Source organism: Thalassobacillus sp. C254 (genome assembly GCF_001310615.1).
In genome coordinates this window covers 15641-35675 of record NZ_BAXQ01000033.1, presented here as the reverse complement: position 1 = coordinate 35675, position 20035 = coordinate 15641, and the positions used below count along the sequence as shown (strand labels likewise).

Below are 20035 nucleotides of genomic sequence, written 5' to 3'. Positions count from 1 at the left end.
AGATCTGGAAGGGTATGCGCTGGCAACGGATGATCAACAAGCAAAAGCAATGTATAATAAGTCAGCAAAAGAAATGGAAAAAGTACTGAACGACCTTCGCCCGATATTATCACAAACCTAAAAACACCTGGTGCGTTATAGACTGACCTAGTCATTTGAGACAGTAATAAAACACCTTCTTAGGCTGCCATTGTATTGATGTGTGGTAGCCTAATTTCTTTGGATACATTCTTCGTTATAATACCCCCATAAATCTGTCTACACGCTGTTCAGCAAGCAAAAAATCATAAAACTCTTCTTTAGTCACCTCTGATTCCATCGCTTCTTCTACGAGCTCCATCCATTCTTTTGATAAGTGTGGATCAGAATGCTCTCTCTTTTCTTTTCGGCTCTGAATAGTTTCTTGCTTTGTTTTTTAATGTCCCCAAACCTTACGGCTTCTCATGAAAACCCCTCATGTCCTTAGGATATTCTCCTCATCATACTATATTTGTATCATATAATGAACGTTTTGTTCTTTTTATTTCAATTTTTCTCTGAATTTGTGTTTTTCCTGCTAATTAGTTTGCCGGCCCCAATTGTATGTTTGTAAGAAGAAATAAACGTTTGAAGAAACGTTTCTATAATCTTACCAAGAAACCTTTGTTTTAACGTTGGATTATGCACTTTTTATCCAGTCGAGCGTTTTCCGTTTTACACAGGGGGTGGGGTGAATTCGAAAGGTGGTAAGAACAAAAATAACATGTACAAGGGCACTATCCACAAAAAAGATACCATGAAGACCTTATCTTCCTTGCTTAAAACCAAAAATGCCCCAAACTCTTTTGTCTACAAAAAAAGGCTACCGATCGCGTACGGTAGCACAGCTAAGGAGTGGTTATTAAATGGTGGCTTTCTGCCTAGGGAATTTCTCTAGATGCTATTTTCTTGGTGCATAACTACTTTTCCCTTTTTAAAACTACTTCGGCTAAAGAGAACATAACTTCTCGCTGTGTAATTCCTTTCGGGAACTACTGAGCCAGATTTGCCTAGTCAATAAATAATGGCGGGTCCCTGTTGGAGGGCCAAGCCAAAAACAACCACGGAATTCAGGGACCATCCTATCCTATGTTACTTATTTGCATTTATAACTTTTTCTTACGTTATTTTGAAATCTAATTCATTCTCGGTACACTGGTCTTCACATTTTTTAACGAAAAAAATTTGGTCTAAGTATTTTTCCAGTTCGCCTGAATCAATTACCTTTACATGGATGTATCTCTAGATATCCGGTGAAAGAATGGAATGGCACCTAAATTCTCTCCATTGTTGGTTTGTGGGTGGTACTCAAGGTTAACAAAGAGAAAGAATTGAGTGCATTTTTAGTGCCAATGAATCTAAGGGGCAAAGCTCCTTGGATTATTCACTGGCAGCACCCCAACATTCATTTTAAAGCCACATTTCAAAATAACACAATACGCTTTCCAATCATAAAAAAACAGGCCCACGGTTATATGATCAACCTGGCGGACCTGTTTTATTAAAGGAACGACTATTTTGTTATCGTTAGAGCCCCTGCTGAAGATCACTTCCCCATAGCATTGGAAGCCAGAAAGTCACAGCAAGCACAATGAGAATGATGGCAACAATATTTATCAAAAAACCGTTCTTAACCATCTCGATAATCTTCAGTTTTCCTGTCCCAAAGATAATGGCATTTGGCGGCGTACTAACTGGAAGCATAAATGCGCAGTTAGCTGCCATCGCACAAGGTACCATCAGGCGTACGGGTCGATATTTAAAGCAATCGCAAGAGACGCAACTACTGGCAGGATCATCGTTCCCGTTGCAGTATTTGAAGTGATTTCTGTTAAGAACCATACCAAAGCTGTTGCTACAAGTACAATTAAGATAAAGTTCATGCCTTCAAGAACTGTCAGCTGCTCTCCAATCCATCCGGAAAGTCCTGTTTCACTAAAGCCGGCAGCTATAGCCAAACCGCCGCCGAACAAGAGAAGAATTCCCCAAGGATTCTCTTTTGAATCTCTCCAATCCAAAATCTTTGCTTCTTGTCCTTGTCCCGCTGGAATTAAGAACAACAGAATGGTAGCCGTAATAGTGATCATACCATCCGTAAGACCTGGGATTTCCACGATTCCAACTGCATCCCATAAGAAAGTTCGTGTAATTCACATAAACGCTGAAACAAGAAGACAGCAAGCACTGCTTTTTCTTCGTGAGTAATTCCGCCCAGGGCTTTTCTTTCACGTTGTATAAGCTCTTTTCCACCTGGCAGTTGTTTAAGCTTGATTGGATAGACCACTCTAGTAAGATAAAGCCATGACCGATTAGTTATATAAATACTAGAGGCGCCGCGAATGCCATCCAGCTGTTTATTGTAGAAAGAGTGTAAAGAAGTTGCTTTTTTATAAAATAGGCCAAGCTTAATCGTCTTGGTCTATCTTTGTTATAGTGGACATAATGGGACCTTCTCAAGCGGAAACGTTTCTTTAAACGTTGTTTCCTTCTTTCGTTTGTTTATGATATTTCTTTGTTACTTCCTTGTCCCCTCATACTTGTTGATAGCTACAGGTTATTATGTATTTCACCGTTTTGAATATTATCCGGCTTACCGATTAAATAGAGTAAAATGGTAAACAACATGACATAGAAAAAATATAGGGTATCCTCGTGAACGATAAGAAGAAGCACTTACTGTTAATATTTTTGAAAATCGTTTGAGTATTAAATGAAGGGGATTCCTCCCTCATTTGGTTTGGACAATGGGTATTCGAAAAGGCTTGGTATGGAAAATTACCACCAAGCCTTTTCTCTTTGAAATAAAGACATTTAAAACTATCAAGGGCTTTGTTCTGAATGAAATATAGGAAGCGACATTTTAACCGTGGTTCCCACTCCTTCTTTGCTTTCAATGGTAATTGTCCCTTGATGCTCCTCTATAATTTTATAACAAACCATTAACCCTAACCCGGTCCCTTTTTCTTTATTAGAATAAAACGGTTCACCAAGCTTTTTCATTCTTTCTGGGGCAATCCCTACTCCTTCATCAATCACCTCAATCTGAAAGTGAGAAGAGATCTTTCTCGTTTTCAGGACTAATATCCCCCCGCAAGGCATGGCTTCCAACGCGTTTTTTAATATGTTCAGCAACACTTGCTTGATTTGATTAGAGTCACAGTAAATAGTCAGCTTTTCAGCTTCGAAAAAAGTTTTGATTTCAATATCGTTTAATGCTGCTTGGGTATTAATAAGAGAGAGAACATTCTTTATCACCTCTCCCATGTCCTCTTCTTTGAATGTAACTGCCTGGGGTTTGGCCAAGGTTAAAAACTCATTGATGATAACTTCGATCCGATCCAATTCAGAAAGCATTAGACCGGTGTACTCGCTTTTATCTTGGAGAAACTGCGTAAACCCTTTGACCGTTGTCAGAGGATTACGAACTTCATGAGCAACAGCTGCAGCTAATTGCCCCAATACAGAAAGCTTTTCAGACCGTCGTAATAAGTCCTCCGTTTTCTTTCGATCCCGAATATCCCGGGTGATCGCTGAGATCCCACTTATCTTTCCATTTCTGTCTCGAATGGGAGAGTACGTAAGACTGACATCAATCAATTCCCCGTCGTTTCTCTTTCTTACCGTTTCATAATCGATAACTTGTTCTCCTCTTTTCGCCCTACGAATGACATTTTTTGTTTCCTCTCTGATGTCTTCTGGCGTGAGGTCATGAAAGATATTAATAGACTCTGGGTTAGAACGATAGCCGTAGAGATCATAGAAAGCAGGATTGGCTTTTAAAATATCCCCATCTAATGAAAGAAGGGAGATGGGATCAGCACTATTGTTATACAAAGCCCAAAGTTGCTCCTGTGTTTCCTGCAACTCTCCTTCCATTTCTTGCCGTGTGGTGATATCACGACCTATGGTTACTAAATATTTTCTTGCCCCTTTCTTATCAAACTGTGGTGCCTTTACTATTTCATAGACTTTCGCTTGTCCATCAGGATGGCAAATTTTTTGCTCGTATTGTATGCCTCCTGGTTCCTTCCACGCTTCTTCATCACGCTCATATGAATGAATAAGCGATAGGTTATAGGAAGGCATAAGGCTCGAATGGCATAAAGGTCCTTTCCTTCCATTCCTAGTAACGCTCTTGCTGAATCATTCATTTCAATCAGGTTGCCTTTCTTATCTTTAAAAAGCACAAATTCCGGCAAAGAGTTAATTAAGGAATGCAGTTGTTCTTCTCTGTCTTTTACCCGCTTTTGAGCCTTCTTTTTCTCCGTAATATCTTCCATTACTCCAAAAACAGCCACAACATTCCCATTCACCTTAACGGGGATATTTGTAACCTTAAACCAAATTTTATGGCCCTTTTTGTGAATACCAAGGGTTTCATATGCTTGAGAGGTTCCGTCAGCTGCTCGTTCAAAATATTCTTTCGTGTAAGTAAGATAATCAGGATGAATGAATTTTTCATAGGTGCCAATCAGCTCGTCTTTCTGGTAACCAAGAAAGCTTTCTAAGGATTGATTCACCGTTAAAACCTCTCCGGTTAAACTCAGGGTTAACACTGGATAGGGGTTATGGTCAAACAGGGATTGATACCGTTGTTTATTTTCTTCCAGCCTTCTTTTTGCTTCCTTTTTTTCCGTTATATCACGTCCGATAACGACAATGCGGTGAACCTGATTGTCTTGCGATAATACAGGTTTAGCCTTTAGAGAGATATCTATATAGCTGTGATCTTGACGAAGATATCTAACTTCTAATGAAAATTCTTTTTTTCTTTTTAGCACTTCCTCCAACTTTTTTTCTGCAAGTGGCAAGTCCTCAGGGTGTATATAATAAAGAGCATTTTTCCCAATGAATTCATGAATAGGATATCCCAAGATCGAAGCATTGGAAGGGGATGCATAGTGAACCACACCCTCTCGATCGAGAACGACAATGGAGTCACCGGCATATTCAGCAATTAATTTAGCTTCCATTTCATCAGTTGGCTTTTCTTTTTCTAGGCTCTTTTTTTCAATGGCAAAGCTCACTAAGGAACTACATACCGTAAGTACATCCATCTTCTCTTTACTAAGGGAGACACCTGGCAAATAAGAAAACACCAATTCTCCAACCTTTTGTCTCTCTAGCAGAATGGGGGAAGCCACAATCGATTCCTGTGATGCATAGGATGTTTCAAAAAAATCGATTTTTCCGACTTTTTAGAGACTCCTGAGGAGGGGCCTACTGCAATAGCTCGGTGCTCAAGACTTTTCCCTCTTTGCGTGACAACTTGTAACGGTAAAGAGTGGTGATCATTAGACCGTAAGTGACCGTCTATCTTCCCTGTGTAATCTATGATAAAGACTGAGCATGGACCGTCTTTACTCAGATAATTTTCAAGTCTATTTTGTAGCTCAAAAAGGGTTTCCCGAAAGGACTTACCCGTAAGGACCATTTGCATGATGGCTTTATAGGTTTCATGGGGTCCAGCAAAGTTCCTCACTAATAGAGAACTGGAATATGAGTTGTTCTGAGTTCAAAAGCTTCATTTCCCCTGTTTGTTTCATTCCATTGAAAACACACTGTACGGTGTACCCGTCCCCCCTCACGCTATCCTTATCAGTTAAATGTCTATCAATATAGTCTTTTACTCCAGTCTGTTGATGTTTACTTATATAATCAAAAATATTTGTTCCTACTCGTTCATCTCCTAACATTTGCTTATGTTTATGGTTAGCAAACGTTATTGTCCCATCTAATCCTGAAATTAAAATAGGGATATTCAATTTATCGTATATGTCTTGTGTAGACACCAATGTCCCCCCTAAGGAAAGAATTTCAAAAGCACTGAACCATAGGTATTATACCAAATTCTGAAAATTTTAATAGTTAATATAAGCATTTCCAATAAAATAGGTCTTTACTGCTTGCTACAAAGAAACAGGAACAAAACAATTAAAAAATTCCCAAAGGATCTCTCAATAGAGAGGGTACTACTCCTTTGGTTCAAGGTTCTATGTACTTTCATAAAAAGAAATTCTAGGATGCCTACTTCCAAAGATTCTCAATGTACAACGATAAAGCGTATAAGGTGTAGGTTTCATCAGACGGAGGATCTATTATTAAGGAGGAACGTTGTAAAGCTCACCGCTTTCAAGGAATCAGTGGATACTTTCACTTATTAATTGGTCCATTTCCCAAGAAAGAGACCAGGAAAACTGTAGTTGTAGTAGGACAGACAAAGGTAAGGGCATGCGCGAATCCTTATATTAATTGTACGCCAGAGGAGGTGCTTCTCGTGTCAGGTGTACTTGCCGCAATCACTTACGACCTTAAAGAAATTGGCTTATTTGTTTCTTATGTGAGACAAAACGCTTTTCTCAACCTCACTCAAAAGCTGAAGAAAAAAAGTATCTTCAGAAGATGCAGGAAGGTGATCAACATGCTCGAAATCTCCTCATTGAACACAACTTGCGGTTAGTTGCACACATCGTCAAAAAGTTTGACCATGCCCGGGAACATACGGAAGACTTAATTTTCATGGGAACCATTGGACTCATTAAGGGCATTGAGAGCTATTCGGCCTACAAAGGGGAAATTAGCAACGTATGCGGCCAGGTGTATCCAAAATGAAATCCTCATGCATTTACGAGCAACCAAAAAATTTAAAAACGATATGTCTTTTCTAACCCTCTTAGATGTGTTGGAAGATGAGGGGGTAGATATAGCTGAGGCTGTTCAATTACAGATGGACAAACAGTGTTTGAGTATCTAAATACCTTGGGAACAAGAGAAAAGCAATTCATCATTAGACGCTTTGGCCTTTACAATGAAAAAAGAAAAAACACAAAAAGAAATCGCTAAGGAACTTGGTATTTCAAGAAGCTATGTATCTCGTATTGAAAAAAAGCTCTTTCCAAATTGCTCTTCCACTTCTATCGTCAGCAACAAAGCAAACACACTGAGCAAGAAAAAAGAAATCGCTGAACACATGAAGGAAGACGGAGAAGTTCCCTAAGAAATACATCCAAAAAATTTAGGAGCTACTTTTTACGTAAACAACCTCATTTCTACATTAGATCTTACAAAAGACAATCCTCTAAACTAAACACCCCTGTATGCAACCACGCACTACATGAATAATGGAATACATCGATCAACCTCGCTGGAGTCCGTGAAAGGTGGGTATACCACTGCCCTCCTTTTTTCCATTAGCGTCCACCCACTTTGTTTTTCTGCCATTTGAGCAAGACATTTCGTGATTTCCCCACCAACAGAACCATTGGCTCTAGAGGTAGTGTCAGGACCCAGTTCATCCACATTCACATGTATACTTGCGGTCTTTTCCTAGAGCATGTAGGAGACGTTTGGTTTGTGTATGCAGGATTCACATTTTCACTCTTAATATCTTCTACGTTTGCTTTGTACTCAATGAATAGAGATAGAATGACCAATTATGCAAACTCTTTTCGTTTTTACGCTTGTTCTTGCCGTCTAACTAATATTCGCAAGTCGTTCTAGGAGGATAACACAAATCTTGAGGGTGGGCGTAGGGACAAGAGTTCGATTTTTATACGGTGGGACAGCGTAAAAAGATATTGTGCCGGGTAGAGGTATCTTCCGCTCGGGTTTGGTATCTAGTCCTCTTTTTTGCTCTCTCCGAAAACTGGTAAATGCGTAAGGATCTCATGGGCTTTCTCTCTACCTACAACTAGCAAACAGGCATTGAACCACTGGTTAAACTGAAGACCTAGTTGCACTTCAAGTTCACCTGCTTTTTCAGCTTGCTCAATTAACCATGTCACTTCATTAGGTGTCAATAGATTTCCGACGCCTCTGAGTTGTGACTGTATTACTTTTTCTTTGATCTCTCTCAATCTGGACTGAGCCATGTTCTTCTCCCTAATTTCTTTTTCATTTTACACAACAGGAGTACAATGACTCCTGCTATTTTGAGTGGATGGGACTCCAGATGTGAAAGATGTGTATCCTATGGATAACCCGAGTCCCATTTTCATTTTTTGCTATAATCTTCTCGTTTATACCCGGCCTCTTTACTGATTAAGTTGAAACAACGTGATGTCATTCTTTTGGTCTCACACTTACTTCTTGTTACTAAATAATTTAGGGAAACTGCTGATGAGTCAGGATCAGTATATCCAAAAATTAAAGTAGCAGGAGTGTACAACGAAAAAATGACAAGACTCTTACTAGAGCATTGTCTTCACATTATTGTTTAGCGTCGACCTTGAGAGTTCTCCCCGCCTTTTTTCCCTATATCCTGGAAATGTTTCTTGCTGTACTTTTCGCTGGTTTTTTCTCCGCCTTTTTCTCCTATTTCTTCATAAAATTCTTGCCCATGTTCGCGGCTTGTCGTTTCTCCACCTTTTTGACCTGCTTCTTCACGACTCATTTTTCGGTTCTTATCGTTTTGGGTCATGAGTATCTTCCTCCTTAATTTAAAAGGATGATGATGACGATAATAACCTTTTACCACTTTTATGGTTTTCTAAACGGTTTTTCAACTAAGTCAGAACATACCTGTCAGATACAAAGCACTAGATGTTTAACAAAAGAATGAACCATTTGTTAAATAGAATCTACCGCATATAAGTGATCTATCTCAGGGCCTATGAGAGCAGAGTTTTTTCATCATTGAAGATTCGTTATTACGTAACATTTATTTTACCAACCATGAGCCTGAAATTATTCACGCTTCCTCAATAAATGGAAATAATAAAAAACGACGGACAGAAATTTCGAGTAGAAAAGGGAAGACTCTCCCACCTATCCATCATGTAGAAACAGCCGCCTACTGGGTAGAAATTAAAGCTCTTCACAGAAAAGCGTTGCGCCGGTTAAATTGGAATGTAAATACATATCCGACGAAAGGAATATTCGAAGGAAGAAATATTTGAAGAAACGTTTGTATGTATAATAGTTATCTCTAACTGCTGACTTGTTTATGGGACAACTAAAGAGAATCCTAGTATACATTTTCTATGCTAATGGAACATTGCTCCTAACATAGCTAAAACGAGGCCACCTTTGCTGGTTAAAGTAAGGCCCAAGATAATAATAGGACCCCACCGCATTGAGTCATCTGCCGAGCCAGCAATAGGAACGGGGAAAATTGGCAGAGTAAAAGCGTCCGAACAGGACGCCTTATTTTCGTTTCATGGTTATGATCATTCCGTCGTCTATATCAATAAGTGAGTATTCAACCAAATCGGTTTCGGCCTTGATCGTCTCCCAACCATCTTCATTCACATAAGTGGCAAACCCGGATTTATTGACTAAAAAGTCATCTATATCCTCGTTCAAAATTATTCCGATCTAACGAGAACATTGCACCTGCCAAAGCCGCGGGCATTTCTCGGCTACCTTCTTCGCTATCGTCTGTATTACCGAGAATCGTCACTTCTGTAACATTCCCCCTTTCCGATACCTTAATAGAATGAGTAACATAGTTACTTATCTGTTGATGGTAATCAGAGCCAGGCTGAAACTCTCCTACGTTAAGGAGCGACTCGCTATCAAAGTACATCGAAACGAATGAATTGTAGTCTGAAACGAATTGCTCGTATTGCGGAGTGGCAGCTGTCTCTTTCTCGACCGGTGCCGGCGCTGCTTGGTCTTCCTTATCTGGATCGACATGGACTTCACTTTTCCCAACTTCGCCCATTTCTTCTTCCAATCTAGTCATCTCCCCTGCCTCTACCACTTCGGTCTTTTCATCTGCAAAAGCATTTTCTGCTTGTTCTTCCGAATAGCCTCCACTCACCTCATCTTCTGTTTCTGCTGTTTCTTTGGGATTTATTTCGTTTGCCACAGTCTCTTTAGATTCCTCTCCGCATGCAACTAATGTTATGACAAGACCTAAAGTCACGATAGACCATCCGATTTTTTTCATTTCCACCACCCCTCTCTTGTATAGCGTAAGTTTATAGTAGTTGAAAGTATTGGAAAATCAAAGGGTTGTATATACAAAGGGAGTATATTTTTAAACGTAACTTGTGTAGAGGATTTTATGGTGAAGTACTTCAGATGAATAGGAATATCTGTGGGGATCATTCTCATTGCAGACGTAAGTATCTCTTGAGGAGGAAGTTATAGAAGAAAACAAAGACACTATAAAGAATTTTCTGAGTAATTGACAAGGTATTTTTTCAAAAAAGACATTAAAATATTTTTAATCTCATGATAAATTATAATTAAGAAAATATTTCTAAAGGAAAGGAGAATTCTATTGTTTGCCTATGAAAAAGCCTCTAATGCTTTGCTTTCTGGTTTGTACTTTGAAATACATAGAAACATAAAGCAAGGCATTTTATCTCATAACATGAAAAGGGAATTAGAATTGATATCCAGAGTAGCTAAACAAAGAGGAGTGTATTTGTAGAAAGATAAAAAAGCGAGGGTTCCCCCCTAACTCTTATCTTTTCTAGCCTTGTCCAATGAATGCCTACAATATCAAATGTGAGTGGGATTATGTGGCTTCCTTTCGGTGTCTCCGTATCACTTACTTTTGTTACTCCATGACTCCTGCCTTCAGGTACCTCCAAATGATTCGGAGGATACGTCCCTCCTGAATACGTTAGCTCTTATCAGTTAGTCGTGATACATTTTATCGAAGAATTTCTCCAGGTCGACATCCCCCATATCCTTTCTTCGTTACTATATTTCATTGCTTTACTAATACCATTTGGTTTCAGAAGGGCCTCCATAGGAAAATAACTCTGAACTTTTTTAGACTGCGCTTCCCTTGCGGACCGCATTAACCCAACCATTGATAAAATTATTTATGGTTTTACCCAATCTTATATGGAGTACCATGAAAAGAAATTTATAGAAGCCAAAGGAGAACTTATCGAACTTTCCGTACCTATTGTTCCCATCACAAAAGACGTGGCTATTTTACCGTTAGTGGGAACATTAGATACATACCGTACCCAGGAGTTAATGGAAAAAACGTTAAAAAGCGGATCTGATCTTGGGTTAACGTACCTGGTGATCGATTTATCAGGTGTCCACATGATTGATACGGCTGTTGCTCAAAACCTTTTTCAGCTCCGGGAAGCTCTACAACTTCTTGGCATCACTGGCATTATGGCTGGAGTAAGGCCAGAACTAGCGCAAACGATGGTACCTTAGGTGTATCATTCCAAAAGACTTATATCGTACGCAGCCTGCCTGAAGCCTTATCATTAACAGGGGTAGAAATTGCTATTTAAAACCCATTCTTAAAAAACCCTTAAAACTGAAGAAGGCCCCTCTTTTAACAGGTACCTAATCTTTTTATGTCTTATTGGCCTTACCTCTTTACGTTCCTCAAATAAAAGCTATTTTGTTTCCTTTTTAACCAAGAAAAGCCCATCTTTCGATAGGCTTTTCTTTGCCGAACAAATCCTCTAAGGAAATTCTATAAAAAAGAGGGTAGCAATCAAAGATTGCTACTCTCAGTATAAAGATTAATGGAATAAAGTTTAAATAGATAATACTTAGTAGGACTAATTTATTGAATACGGTTTGTGAAAATTAGATATCAATCGCACAATACAACCTATAATCACCTGGGTTTTCACCCTTATCCAGATTCATACCTACCTTATTAACCTACATAGGAACCTTGGTACGCGTTACAATCTAGGTCGTTTAAACAAGGGACTCCATAGTTATAAAGCTTTTATTTATTACCCCTCAAGTAATGCAAAGTAAAGAACATCTTCACCTTCAGTACTTGCAATAATCGTGTAATTGAAGTTACCGTTGTGTTCTTCTTTCGTAGCATAGAGCGTCGTCCCTAGAGATAAATGGGTGGAAGTAAAATCATCAAATCCCAGCTTGGTTCGTTCGATTCTGAATCTCTCCAATTTGTTCCCCTTTATCGTAATCTTCTGTATCATAGTGATCTAATTCTGTAGCATTTGAGTAAACAATCCCTCGATATTCAAAGATATCAGCTTCAGGATTAGAGTCTAGTATCTCCTCTGGTGTTGGATCCCCTATTTCTTCATTGGTAGAAGATTCATTGACTTCACGTTCTTGTATAGTGAGGGGTAATCCCAGGTTTCAAAGATCCAGGCATTGATTGGAGGAAAGGAAGCTGCACTGATAAATCCCCCTACTGCCGTTGTTACTGGGCTTATCCATCCCCATCATTCTATCATTATAGAGGACAACTATAAAAATCATTGGGACTTCGTCCCCGTATCCCTTTGTTTAATTGGCTAAACAAAAAAGCACTCCCTCCATGCTGCTGAGGAAGCGCTTTCTTATGAGACCTGACGATAAAGTCAAGTAACCACTTATGATGTTTTGGGGCAGCACATCAGAAAAATAGTCAAGTCTCATGTAGTGGGATGGATATCAAGCTTAAAAAAGCTCGTCTATCAATTTGATTGTAGCATACATTGTTTTTAAATGAAGTCATAATTTTCAAATATTTCCAAATGAAACAATCTACTCCTGAATTACCTTTTCTCTCCTACTATTTTATGGTTCTTTGCCCTTCCGCGCTATAACAAATTGTCTTCCCTTCTAAAAGGGCCGTTATATTATTGTCGATTTCCTTTAACACCTCTTCAGGAGTCGGTTTTGAATCTTCACCGATAAGATGGGAAGTTGCCTCATAGATAAATCCTCCCTTATCGTCCTCAGGTATTTCTAAAAGACCCGAGAGAAAGGACCCAATGTCTATACCCTCAATCGTTATGATGTCATTTATAAAACTATTGCCATCTATCCCAATTTTATTAAGCTGTTGGTTTTTGTACACACTGTTTATGTATACTTCCAACAAACCATGTACTGCTTTATTAGTCTTTCCATCTACATTAATGTTTTTCATTTTGCTTCCCCCTTTGTAAGTATAAGTAGGCAAACTATCCCCCTGTAATTTAGTTCTTAAAGCAGCTCAGTATAGCGTTATAGAAAAAATCCCCTGCTAGCAAAGCAGGGGGCTTAAGAAGAAATGAATATGATAGTCCTTACTATATCACTTATATGATGACGTTTGAAGGGACTGAGGGGGACATTTCCATGAGTTTTTGTTTTTTCATGTTTTTACCCACCTACTAACCTAAGTAAATACCTTGGTGGACGGATTACAATTTACGCCTATCAGTCTTTTAATTATAAGACCCCAAGCGATCAATGCACACCTCTAAATTCAAAGCTTCGACCAGTTGAAACGATTGCTAATATTCCAGGGGTGAGCGCAGATGATATTGGGATTATCACTATAGGATACGTTAACATACGTTGATATTCATAATGGAAAAGATTCATTAGTGTTAGAAGCAATGGAAATACAACGATCAAAGGAAAGAAACTGAAGGTTAGCTTGGTCATTAAATAGTTGAACTAGTATAAGACGTTCAAAAAAGTGCTGCCAACCCATGAGGTATTTTCAACCGAAAATACACAAACTGATTCAAAATAATAAAGAATTACAACAAAGGTTAAAGGCTCTAATGGATGAGCACGACTTGGAGAAGATTTAAAGCATTGTACCATGCTGAAGTTACAGACGGGGGAAGTATCAAAAAGAATTCTGCGCACTTGTAGTTTAAAAAAATTTGACTTTATGAATTTTAATTGTTATTCTTATAAAGAATTATTTTTGTTCGTGTCTTTAAGGAAAGAATTAGTATATAAGCTAAGATAAGAAAAGAATTAGTATATAAGCTTTTCTCCTTTGAAAACTGAGCAATAATAGTATTAAATAGTGGAAAAGATCCACACAGGAGGAAACAAACATGCAACAAGGTACAGTAAAATGGTTTAACGCAGATAAGGGATTCGGATTCATCGAGGTTGAAGGTGAAGACGATGTATTCGTACATTTCTCAGCTATTCAAGGCGAAGGGTTTAAAACTTTAGATGAAGGTCAAACAGTTACTTTTGACGTTGAGCAAGGTCAACGTGGGCCTCAAGCTACTAACGTAAACAAGGCATAATTATTAAAGGACTCTTTCATAGAGTCCTTTTTTGTGTTTTCTTATTGTGACTGTACCCTGCAAGCTTAATCTATAGTTAAGGAATGTATCAAAAAAGCTGACTATTAATGCCCGATCCTAATTAAAACTTAAAAATAGACCAACGTTAAGAGAAAGTCTATATTTTCGTAATTAATGGATTAGGCATTTTAGCCAGCCACAAAAACAACATGAAACAGGTATTAAAATGGTTAGATAGAGCATACCATGTTTTCGTTAAAAAACCTAATAAATTTTAAGTAGGATAATACGCATTGTGAATAAGGCACCTTTCTTCTGATAAAATGAGACGTGAACAGGGGTTCAGGAGCTTTTCAGGAAGTAAAAGAACGTAGTAGTAAAGAGTGTGGTTGTCAACTAACTGAGCACTTTAGGGGAAGAAGGAATGACTTAAATGGACTTCATGATTACCCGGTACAACGATACTATTCAATAAAAGGTACCTACAAAGTAAAATGGTAAATGAGAACCATTCCTATTTATAAATGAAGTGTATTATACTCTTAAGAGAGAATATTTTATATTCTCTCTTAATCGATGTCCTGCTAAGGTAATTTTTTCATTGTTTTGTTTACACCCTCTAAGACAATAAACCCTTCTTGAATTCAAGAAGGGCTTATTGTACCCATTTTCTTCAATGTGTTCACGTATAATAAGGTGATGATAACCTAATAATATAGGCACTTCTAAGAATCACCTCCTGAGTATTCTTATAAATAAAGCAGCATCCTGGATCATACGTCGGTCAAGGATGCTGCTTCATTTTTTGGTTTCCCAAAAACTTTATCTTTAAAGCAACCTTTTATAGTCTCCTTCAAAGATTCTGTATTTTCTTTTTCCACATCTGATTGAATCCTAGAAATTTACTAATGGCCTTTTTTCTCTAACTATAGGTCAATAATTTTGTTATGAATGTTTTTATCAAGGTTATTTTCACCCAGGTTTATACCTACCTATAATCCCCATTAGAATCCCTCCCTTAAAGAGGAACTTTATTTTGGCTTCACCGTTATTATCATACCGTTGCCCATGTTAATAAATGAGTATTCAACCGAGTCTGTTTCAGCCTTGATCCTCTTCTCCCCTTCAGAAGTATATTTATCAAACTCGGTTTCGTTTGTTAAAAACGCGTCTATCTCTTCGACACTCTCGAATGATCCTGATCCATTGCGTGCATGGTACCAGCCAAAGCCACAGGCAGTTCTCGGCTCTCTTCTTGGCTATCGTTCGTCTTACCAAGAAGTTTCACTTCGATAACGTTCCCCTTCAGATACCTTAATCGAATGAGTCACGTACCCATTCATCTGTAGATCATAAGCAGAAACATCTTCAATAGAAAGTAAAAAAGAGCCCGAAGGCTCCCTTACTAGTGAGGATAGGACTCTGGAGGTAACTTGCATGTGCGGAATCGCCTTAAAGAGTCCCAACATCAGTGTATACATATTTCCACTGATAAATACTAGGACCTTTTTACACTTACTAGCTAGTTATGATTTCTTGCTATATTGTTAAAACAGTGATAATACGGTAAATGAAATGATCACTCAGGAATACCTGAATCTAGTTGTTCACCTAGGTTCTTTTTCACCCAAGTTACGGCCTATCAGTCACCTTAAAGCCTCTCGTTTGAATCATAAGAAAACATCGGTAATATTCCACCTAGGTTTTTCTTTTTACTCATGTTATCACCCACCTACTAACCTTTTAGAAGGTGAAGAGAATACGTGATCCCCTTTTGTTTCATTCGTTAGGTAAACACTTTTGCTTGATAGTAAAGTCCCCTTACTTTACTACAAACATTTGGGTCCAGTACGTCCCGAAAGAACCACCTTCTACGTGCCCCACCCAATATGTATAGTCAGGTCTTAATATATTATCCCGGTGACTAGGAGACTCCATCCATTCCCTTACTACTTGTTCAGGAGAGGTTTGGCCTGTAGCCAAGTTTTCCCCTGCCCCTTGAAAATCAATCCCTTGAGAGGTCATCATCTCGAAAGGATCTCCATACGTTGGGCTATAATGAGAAAAATAGTCTTGATCTCTCATGTCCACAGATTTCATTTCTGCCACGTCAGCAAGATCTCCATATGGTTCTAAAGGATCCAAACCATGCTGGGCGCGTTCTTCATTGGTCAAACGAATCACTTCTTGTACAAGGCCCTCTTCAAATTGTTCGGCGTGAGAAGGCGTACCTTGTCCGTCCCCTTGTTGAGGGAGTTGAATCACTTGATTGGCATAGATTGTATTTACATCTAGGATGTCTGGGTTAGCCTGTAGGAGTTCATCGACCGTCACATCGTGTTGTTGAGAGATGCTCCACATGGTATCTCCGGGTTCTACTGTATACGTATTTTCTTCTTGACCAAGAGCCGTAGTTGGAATAAGTAAAAATAGAGCAATCATCCAAAACACTTTTACCATTTATCTACCCCTCCTTTGTTAAATATCACCGTGAAAAGTCTAGAGATCCTATGTTTACTTCCCTATCCCCTCTTTAATCAAAAGAATCGGGGATTCTTTTAACTCTTCACACGGATATTTTATACCCTTTCCACCAGTTTCTAGGAACAAAGAGAGACTATTACACAGTTTTTTATAGTTTTTGTGCTTTTCCTTGCCGATTGTCCTCTCCTCACAGGGTTTCCACCATTCAACCTTTCTTGTGCTTACCTAGGTTTTTCTTTTTACTTAGGTTTTTACCAACCCTACTAACCTTGTTAAAAACCTTAATATACTGAATCCAGGTTTTCTACCCGGCGTGACTACCTTAGACTTTTTGTCGTTAAGAATAGGATCAAAAATAACACTCCTAATAAAAGGTAATAAATGTTATTATTTTACTAATAAGAAACGATTAACGATAAATAGAACAAACGAGAAAACGAGAAGTAGATGTAAAGAATTGAATGATATTTGTGTTTACTTTAAAAGGAGGAAATATGAACACTCATAACATTTCGATCCTCGTGACTTTTAAAAAGATTCCACACCACACAAAAGGGCTATCTTACGTTGAAGAAGAGATACAATTTGGCTTAGAAGATCCACACAAAACCACCATGCGGTATGGTCCAATGCTTAGTGTTGGCGTAGAACAATTTATGAAAGACCGAGAAGACACTATCAAAAAGTATACGCTTGCTGCTGAAGGATATATAAACAACGTAGTTCAAGAATCACGAGAGCACGAAACCAGGCAGATTACATAGTTAAGATCAAACGCCTTACTACCTAGATAGGTACACAGGCGTTTTTCGTTTAGCTCAAAGTCGAAGAAGAAGCCTTACTTCTTCGGGGGATTAATTTTATTTTTTTAACTGAAGATCGGATTCGATTACTACCAAAACTTCCACCATTTCTTCTCTTCACTTGTAGCTGCTTCCAAACGTTTCACTTCACGAAATTCTGTAATGCACTGGTCTAACTTCTGATGTCGCTCTTCTAGTTTCGATCTATGTATTCTTGCTGATGACCTAATCTCTTTAAAAGCTCTTGGTTAAAATCTTTTTGATTATGCTGCTCTTCTCTTAACAGAGACAACTCTTCCTTAATCTTTTTTAAATCCTCAGCCAGTATTTCATCCGTCCCTTTTTCCGGTGTCCATTTATAAGCTTCCCCACCTGTTGCAAAGTAATGTTCAATTTGACGAATGGAATCATTTTGCTCCCGATGAAGCTTCTTAATCAACTTTATTATGTCTAAAGCCTCCAGATCAAACACATTATACCCTGAGGCATTTTTCTTAAAAAGAATGTATGGCTTTAACTCTTACATCCAATTTCGAATGACATTAGGTGTTTCTTCAATGATATTTGAAACCTCTTTCACCGTCAGTTCAATATTATCTATGTTTTCACCCAAGTTACCCTCACCTAGGTTTTCGTTTTTACTCATGTTATCACCCACCCCACTAACCTAAATAATAACCTTAATACCTTAATAATAGGTTATTATTCATTTTACCAAGGTTAATATCCACCTTAAAAACCTAAGTTTTTGGATGAAGTCATAAAACATAATATAGAATGGGTGTAAGATTAAAATTAGTTGTAAAATATAAGCTCTCTCCAACATCAAAAATATGGAACTTTACATAAGAAAGAATAAACGTTATTCTATTGTGGTAATATAAGAACAAATGTTCTTATATTGTGAGGGATGATCATGAATCATACAGATGAGGATGCTGAGCTTTTTGATTCTTTTATTTTAATTCCATACGTGATTAAAAATTTTGAAAGGGATATGAAAATCATTGAAAACTCTCCTTTCAAATTAAAACATCCCTATACATATCTCATTGACGAAGCCATTTTATTAGCTCGGGCTGATCTAAGAGACGTGAAAAAGAAAATGCATACCAAAGGCTTGAAGATGTGGCATGAACCTAGGAATTCTGATGACATGTTTACTGAATTTGTCTATAAATGCAGAGGATATGAAGGCAGAATGCGTTATATGAATGCCAATATCAAAAAGAGAGTTGGGGAAATCATGCTCTCGTATCTTTCACAAGCGAAGTCCAACAAAATCTATGATGGGAAACTGAAAGTATAAACCATACCTTCCCTACTTTGATGAATAGGACTTCAGAAGAAAGCAGGGAAACCATGACGAAAGAAGAGTTTTCATGATCATTTACCAGGAGCTCACCCCTATTATTGAGAAACATCAAGGAGAAGGAAAGAGGTTAAGGGACCCGGATAAAACTTTTTCTGTTTTATCTGATAAGGTGGAGTGTTTAATTAAGAAAGGAAAATTGCAAAGGGTTGTATACGATGAAGATTCCAAGCAACATATAAGATTTGTCAGTCTTGTTGAATAACCCTAACAACCATGAATATGAGTTTGGTCTGAAATTGAAGCCAACACTAAAAACCGACCCCTTCTCATGATTTAAAGAAGAACCCCCATCCTTTTGTTAGGAAGGGGGCGTCGTCTATCCGGGTTACATACCCATTTGCGTTTGTTTTTGCTTCACCATTTTACTACTAGAAAGAGAGTTCTTTCGTTCATCGTTCCAGTCTTTCGCTGTTGGCCGGTGATCAACCAGAACGTCTTCTTTCAAGAGAGACTGTAGCTTTTCATGAAATTGGTTTCCAGCCTTATCGTTATCTACCGCCGATATGACTTTTTCAATCTTATATCCCTTTTCCCCTGCATCTTTAATGGCTCGTTTTAACGAGTCCATTTTTAAGCCACCCATGCTGACCATCCGGGTATCTTGGACTTTTTCTTTTTTCACTGACCAATAGGATAGCAGATCAATCGGAGATTCAAACACGGCCACCTTGGTAGGATTCTTCCCTACATCAATGGTAAAGCCGCCATTTTCTTGAGATCTGGCCACCATGCCCTTAAAATAACCTCCTTTGTCTTTCATGGGTTGTGTGCCTTGCCGATCAGCACCCACCACTGTTCCATGGTTGTTTTTCCACTTAAACACCGCATTGTCTTTCTTGTCCTGGGCAATCAAATCTTTTTCCAAGCACCAGTCCACCACTCTATGATCTATCTTTCGTTCATGAATCAAGTAACCTCGAACCTTATCGGTTTCTTTTACTTCATAGTAATGAGGGTATTTGAAGGCTCATGTTTCACAGCTGCACCCCGGCTTTTTACCGGAGCGTATTCATGTTCATTAATCCGTTTGACCGCATCAGGAAATTTTAAGTCATAATAGGTCATGGCAAAACTAATCGCCCCATACCCTCCTTCTTGCTGGCTGTTCCAGAAGAACTTTTCCCCTTTGATCACAAAACTGTCATGGTCAGTGAGCCGGTAATACGGTTCAGAGCTTTGACCTTCCTGTGTCGCCTTAATTCCGTTTGCTTCCATTAAATCAATAATCCGAACCTCTTTTGCTTGATTGATTTCATCGGTTGTCACTCGTGTCAATGCTCCCACCCTTATAGGCTCATGCCAGAGTTTTTTTGCTTCACACGTTTCTGGGCAAAAGGAAAGTCTGGCTGTTTGGAATCTTTGGTAGAAGATCCACGAGCCAGACTTGAAGATGATTGTATGGAGTTTTGATTTTC

Annotated in this window: 20 protein-coding genes and 3 pseudogenes; 6 read left to right on the top strand and 17 right to left on the bottom strand. The window is 38.5% G+C overall.

The genetic code is table 11. From position 1 onward, the window contains the following. Positions 1 to 4 precede the first annotated feature (4 nt). Positions 5 to 121, top strand: coding sequence for a DUF1657 domain-containing protein (locus JCM19033_RS28535; protein WP_374701275.1), 117 nt, complete (start codon positions 5 to 7; stop codon positions 119 to 121). 1424 nt (positions 122 to 1545) lie between these two features. Here the strand turns inward: JCM19033_RS28535 and JCM19033_RS22765 are convergent. From JCM19033_RS22765 to JCM19033_RS19965, 4 genes and pseudogenes are all read right to left on the bottom strand, one after another. Further along, positions 1546 to 2436, bottom strand: a pseudogene (locus JCM19033_RS22765) (SLC13 family permease); the annotation flags it as partial. A gap of 402 nt (positions 2437 to 2838) precedes the next feature. Further along, on the bottom strand, positions 2839 to 4080 hold the full coding sequence (locus JCM19033_RS26780; RefSeq protein ID WP_269758439.1) for a PAS domain S-box protein: 1242 nt from the start codon (positions 4078 to 4080) through the stop codon (positions 2839 to 2841). Further along, on the bottom strand, positions 3975 to 5075 hold the full coding sequence (locus JCM19033_RS19970) for a PAS domain S-box protein (protein ID WP_269758437.1): 1101 nt from the start codon (positions 5073 to 5075) through the stop codon (positions 3975 to 3977). The genes JCM19033_RS26780 and JCM19033_RS19970 overlap by 106 nt, the downstream gene beginning before the upstream one ends. 399 nt (positions 5076 to 5474) lie before the next feature. Next, on the bottom strand, positions 5475 to 5810 hold the full coding sequence (locus tag JCM19033_RS19965; protein WP_054637641.1) for a PAS domain-containing protein: 336 nt from the start codon (positions 5808 to 5810) through the stop codon (positions 5475 to 5477). A 485-nt stretch (positions 5811 to 6295) separates the two neighbouring features. Between JCM19033_RS19965 and sigK the strand changes: the two are divergent. After that, positions 6296 to 6984 (top strand): annotated as a pseudogene (gene sigK, locus JCM19033_RS19960) (RNA polymerase sporulation sigma factor SigK). A gap of 234 nt (positions 6985 to 7218) precedes the next feature. On the opposite strand, the pseudogene JCM19033_RS26775 reads toward sigK, so the two are convergent. The 6 genes and pseudogenes from JCM19033_RS26775 to JCM19033_RS19940 all read right to left on the bottom strand — a co-directional run. After that, positions 7219 to 7308: pseudogene (locus tag JCM19033_RS26775) on the bottom strand (small, acid-soluble spore protein, alpha/beta type); the annotation flags it as partial. Positions 7309 to 7319: 11 nt separating this feature from the next. Then, positions 7320 to 7451 (bottom strand): zinc ribbon domain-containing protein, encoded by a 132-nt coding sequence (locus JCM19033_RS28530; protein WP_374701274.1) that lies wholly within the window; start codon positions 7449 to 7451, stop codon positions 7320 to 7322. Positions 7452 to 7634: 183 nt separating this feature from the next. Next, positions 7635 to 7889: a hypothetical protein gene (locus tag JCM19033_RS19950; protein WP_054637640.1), complete on the bottom strand. Its 255-nt coding sequence runs from the start codon at positions 7887 to 7889 to the stop codon at positions 7635 to 7637. Between the two features lie 344 nt (positions 7890 to 8233). After that, the gene (locus tag JCM19033_RS19945) at positions 8234 to 8437 is read right to left on the bottom strand and encodes a stress-induced protein, KGG, repeat-containing protein (RefSeq protein ID WP_054637639.1); all 204 of its coding nucleotides are present in this window, start codon (positions 8435 to 8437) and stop codon (positions 8234 to 8236) included. Positions 8438 to 9162: 725 nt separating this feature from the next. Next, entirely contained in the window at positions 9163 to 9321 is a 159-nt protein-coding gene (locus JCM19033_RS23860) for a hypothetical protein (RefSeq protein WP_157049993.1), read from the bottom strand. After that, entirely contained in the window at positions 9302 to 9910 is a 609-nt protein-coding gene (locus JCM19033_RS19940) for a hypothetical protein (protein ID WP_054637638.1), read from the bottom strand. Before JCM19033_RS19940 ends, JCM19033_RS23860 begins: the two co-directional genes overlap by 20 nt. Before the next feature lie 911 nt (positions 9911 to 10821). Between JCM19033_RS19940 and JCM19033_RS19935 the strand changes: the two genes are divergently transcribed. Beyond that, the gene (locus JCM19033_RS19935; RefSeq protein WP_054637637.1) at positions 10822 to 11151 is read left to right on the top strand and encodes an STAS domain-containing protein; all 330 of its coding nucleotides are present in this window, start codon (positions 10822 to 10824) and stop codon (positions 11149 to 11151) included. Between the two features lie 539 nt (positions 11152 to 11690). On the opposite strand, the gene JCM19033_RS19930 is transcribed toward JCM19033_RS19935, so the two are convergent. Together JCM19033_RS19930 and JCM19033_RS19925 are read right to left on the bottom strand one after the other, a co-directional pair. Further along, positions 11691 to 11870, bottom strand: coding sequence for a hypothetical protein (locus JCM19033_RS19930; RefSeq protein WP_054637636.1), 180 nt, complete (start codon positions 11868 to 11870; stop codon positions 11691 to 11693). A gap of 617 nt (positions 11871 to 12487) precedes the next feature. Continuing rightward, positions 12488 to 12847 carry a hypothetical protein gene (locus tag JCM19033_RS19925; RefSeq protein ID WP_054637635.1) on the bottom strand — a complete coding sequence of 120 codons (360 nt, stop codon included), beginning with the start codon at positions 12845 to 12847 and terminating at the stop codon, positions 12488 to 12490. Between the two features lie 910 nt (positions 12848 to 13757). Here JCM19033_RS19925 and JCM19033_RS19920 point away from each other — a divergent pair. Further along, a complete protein-coding gene (locus JCM19033_RS19920; RefSeq protein ID WP_054637634.1) occupies positions 13758 to 13958 on the top strand; it encodes a cold-shock protein in 201 nt (66 codons plus the stop codon). Positions 13959 to 15779: 1821 nt separating this feature from the next. On the opposite strand, the gene JCM19033_RS19915 is transcribed toward JCM19033_RS19920, so the two are convergent. Continuing rightward, positions 15780 to 16418 (bottom strand): CAP domain-containing protein, encoded by a 639-nt coding sequence (locus JCM19033_RS19915; protein ID WP_054637633.1) that lies wholly within the window; start codon positions 16416 to 16418, stop codon positions 15780 to 15782. Positions 16419 to 16936: 518 nt separating this feature from the next. Here JCM19033_RS19915 and JCM19033_RS19910 point away from each other — a divergent pair. After that, complete coding sequence (locus JCM19033_RS19910; RefSeq protein WP_054637632.1) at positions 16937 to 17206, top strand: hypothetical protein; 270 nt, start codon at positions 16937 to 16939, stop codon at positions 17204 to 17206. A 128-nt stretch (positions 17207 to 17334) separates the two neighbouring features. Here JCM19033_RS19910 and JCM19033_RS26770 read toward each other — a convergent pair whose 3' ends face one another. Then, the gene (locus JCM19033_RS26770) at positions 17335 to 17409 is read right to left on the bottom strand and encodes a hypothetical protein (protein ID WP_269758438.1); all 75 of its coding nucleotides are present in this window, start codon (positions 17407 to 17409) and stop codon (positions 17335 to 17337) included. A gap of 29 nt (positions 17410 to 17438) precedes the next feature. Beyond that, positions 17439 to 17717, bottom strand: coding sequence for a hypothetical protein (locus JCM19033_RS26765; protein ID WP_269758436.1), 279 nt, complete (start codon positions 17715 to 17717; stop codon positions 17439 to 17441). Positions 17718 to 18161: 444 nt separating this feature from the next. Here JCM19033_RS26765 and JCM19033_RS19900 point away from each other — a divergent pair, with 444 nt between their 5' ends. After that, positions 18162 to 18554 carry a hypothetical protein gene (locus JCM19033_RS19900; protein WP_054637631.1) on the top strand — a complete coding sequence of 131 codons (393 nt, stop codon included), beginning with the start codon at positions 18162 to 18164 and terminating at the stop codon, positions 18552 to 18554. Between the two features lie 391 nt (positions 18555 to 18945). Here JCM19033_RS19900 and JCM19033_RS22750 read toward each other — a convergent pair whose 3' ends face one another. Beyond that, on the bottom strand, positions 18946 to 19530 hold the full coding sequence (locus JCM19033_RS22750; RefSeq protein ID WP_083465614.1) for a toprim domain-containing protein: 585 nt from the start codon (positions 19528 to 19530) through the stop codon (positions 18946 to 18948). Between the two features lie 26 nt (positions 19531 to 19556). After that, complete coding sequence (locus JCM19033_RS22745; RefSeq protein WP_083465613.1) at positions 19557 to 19904, bottom strand: hypothetical protein; 348 nt, start codon at positions 19902 to 19904, stop codon at positions 19557 to 19559. Between the last annotated feature and the right edge of the window lie 131 nt (positions 19905 to 20035).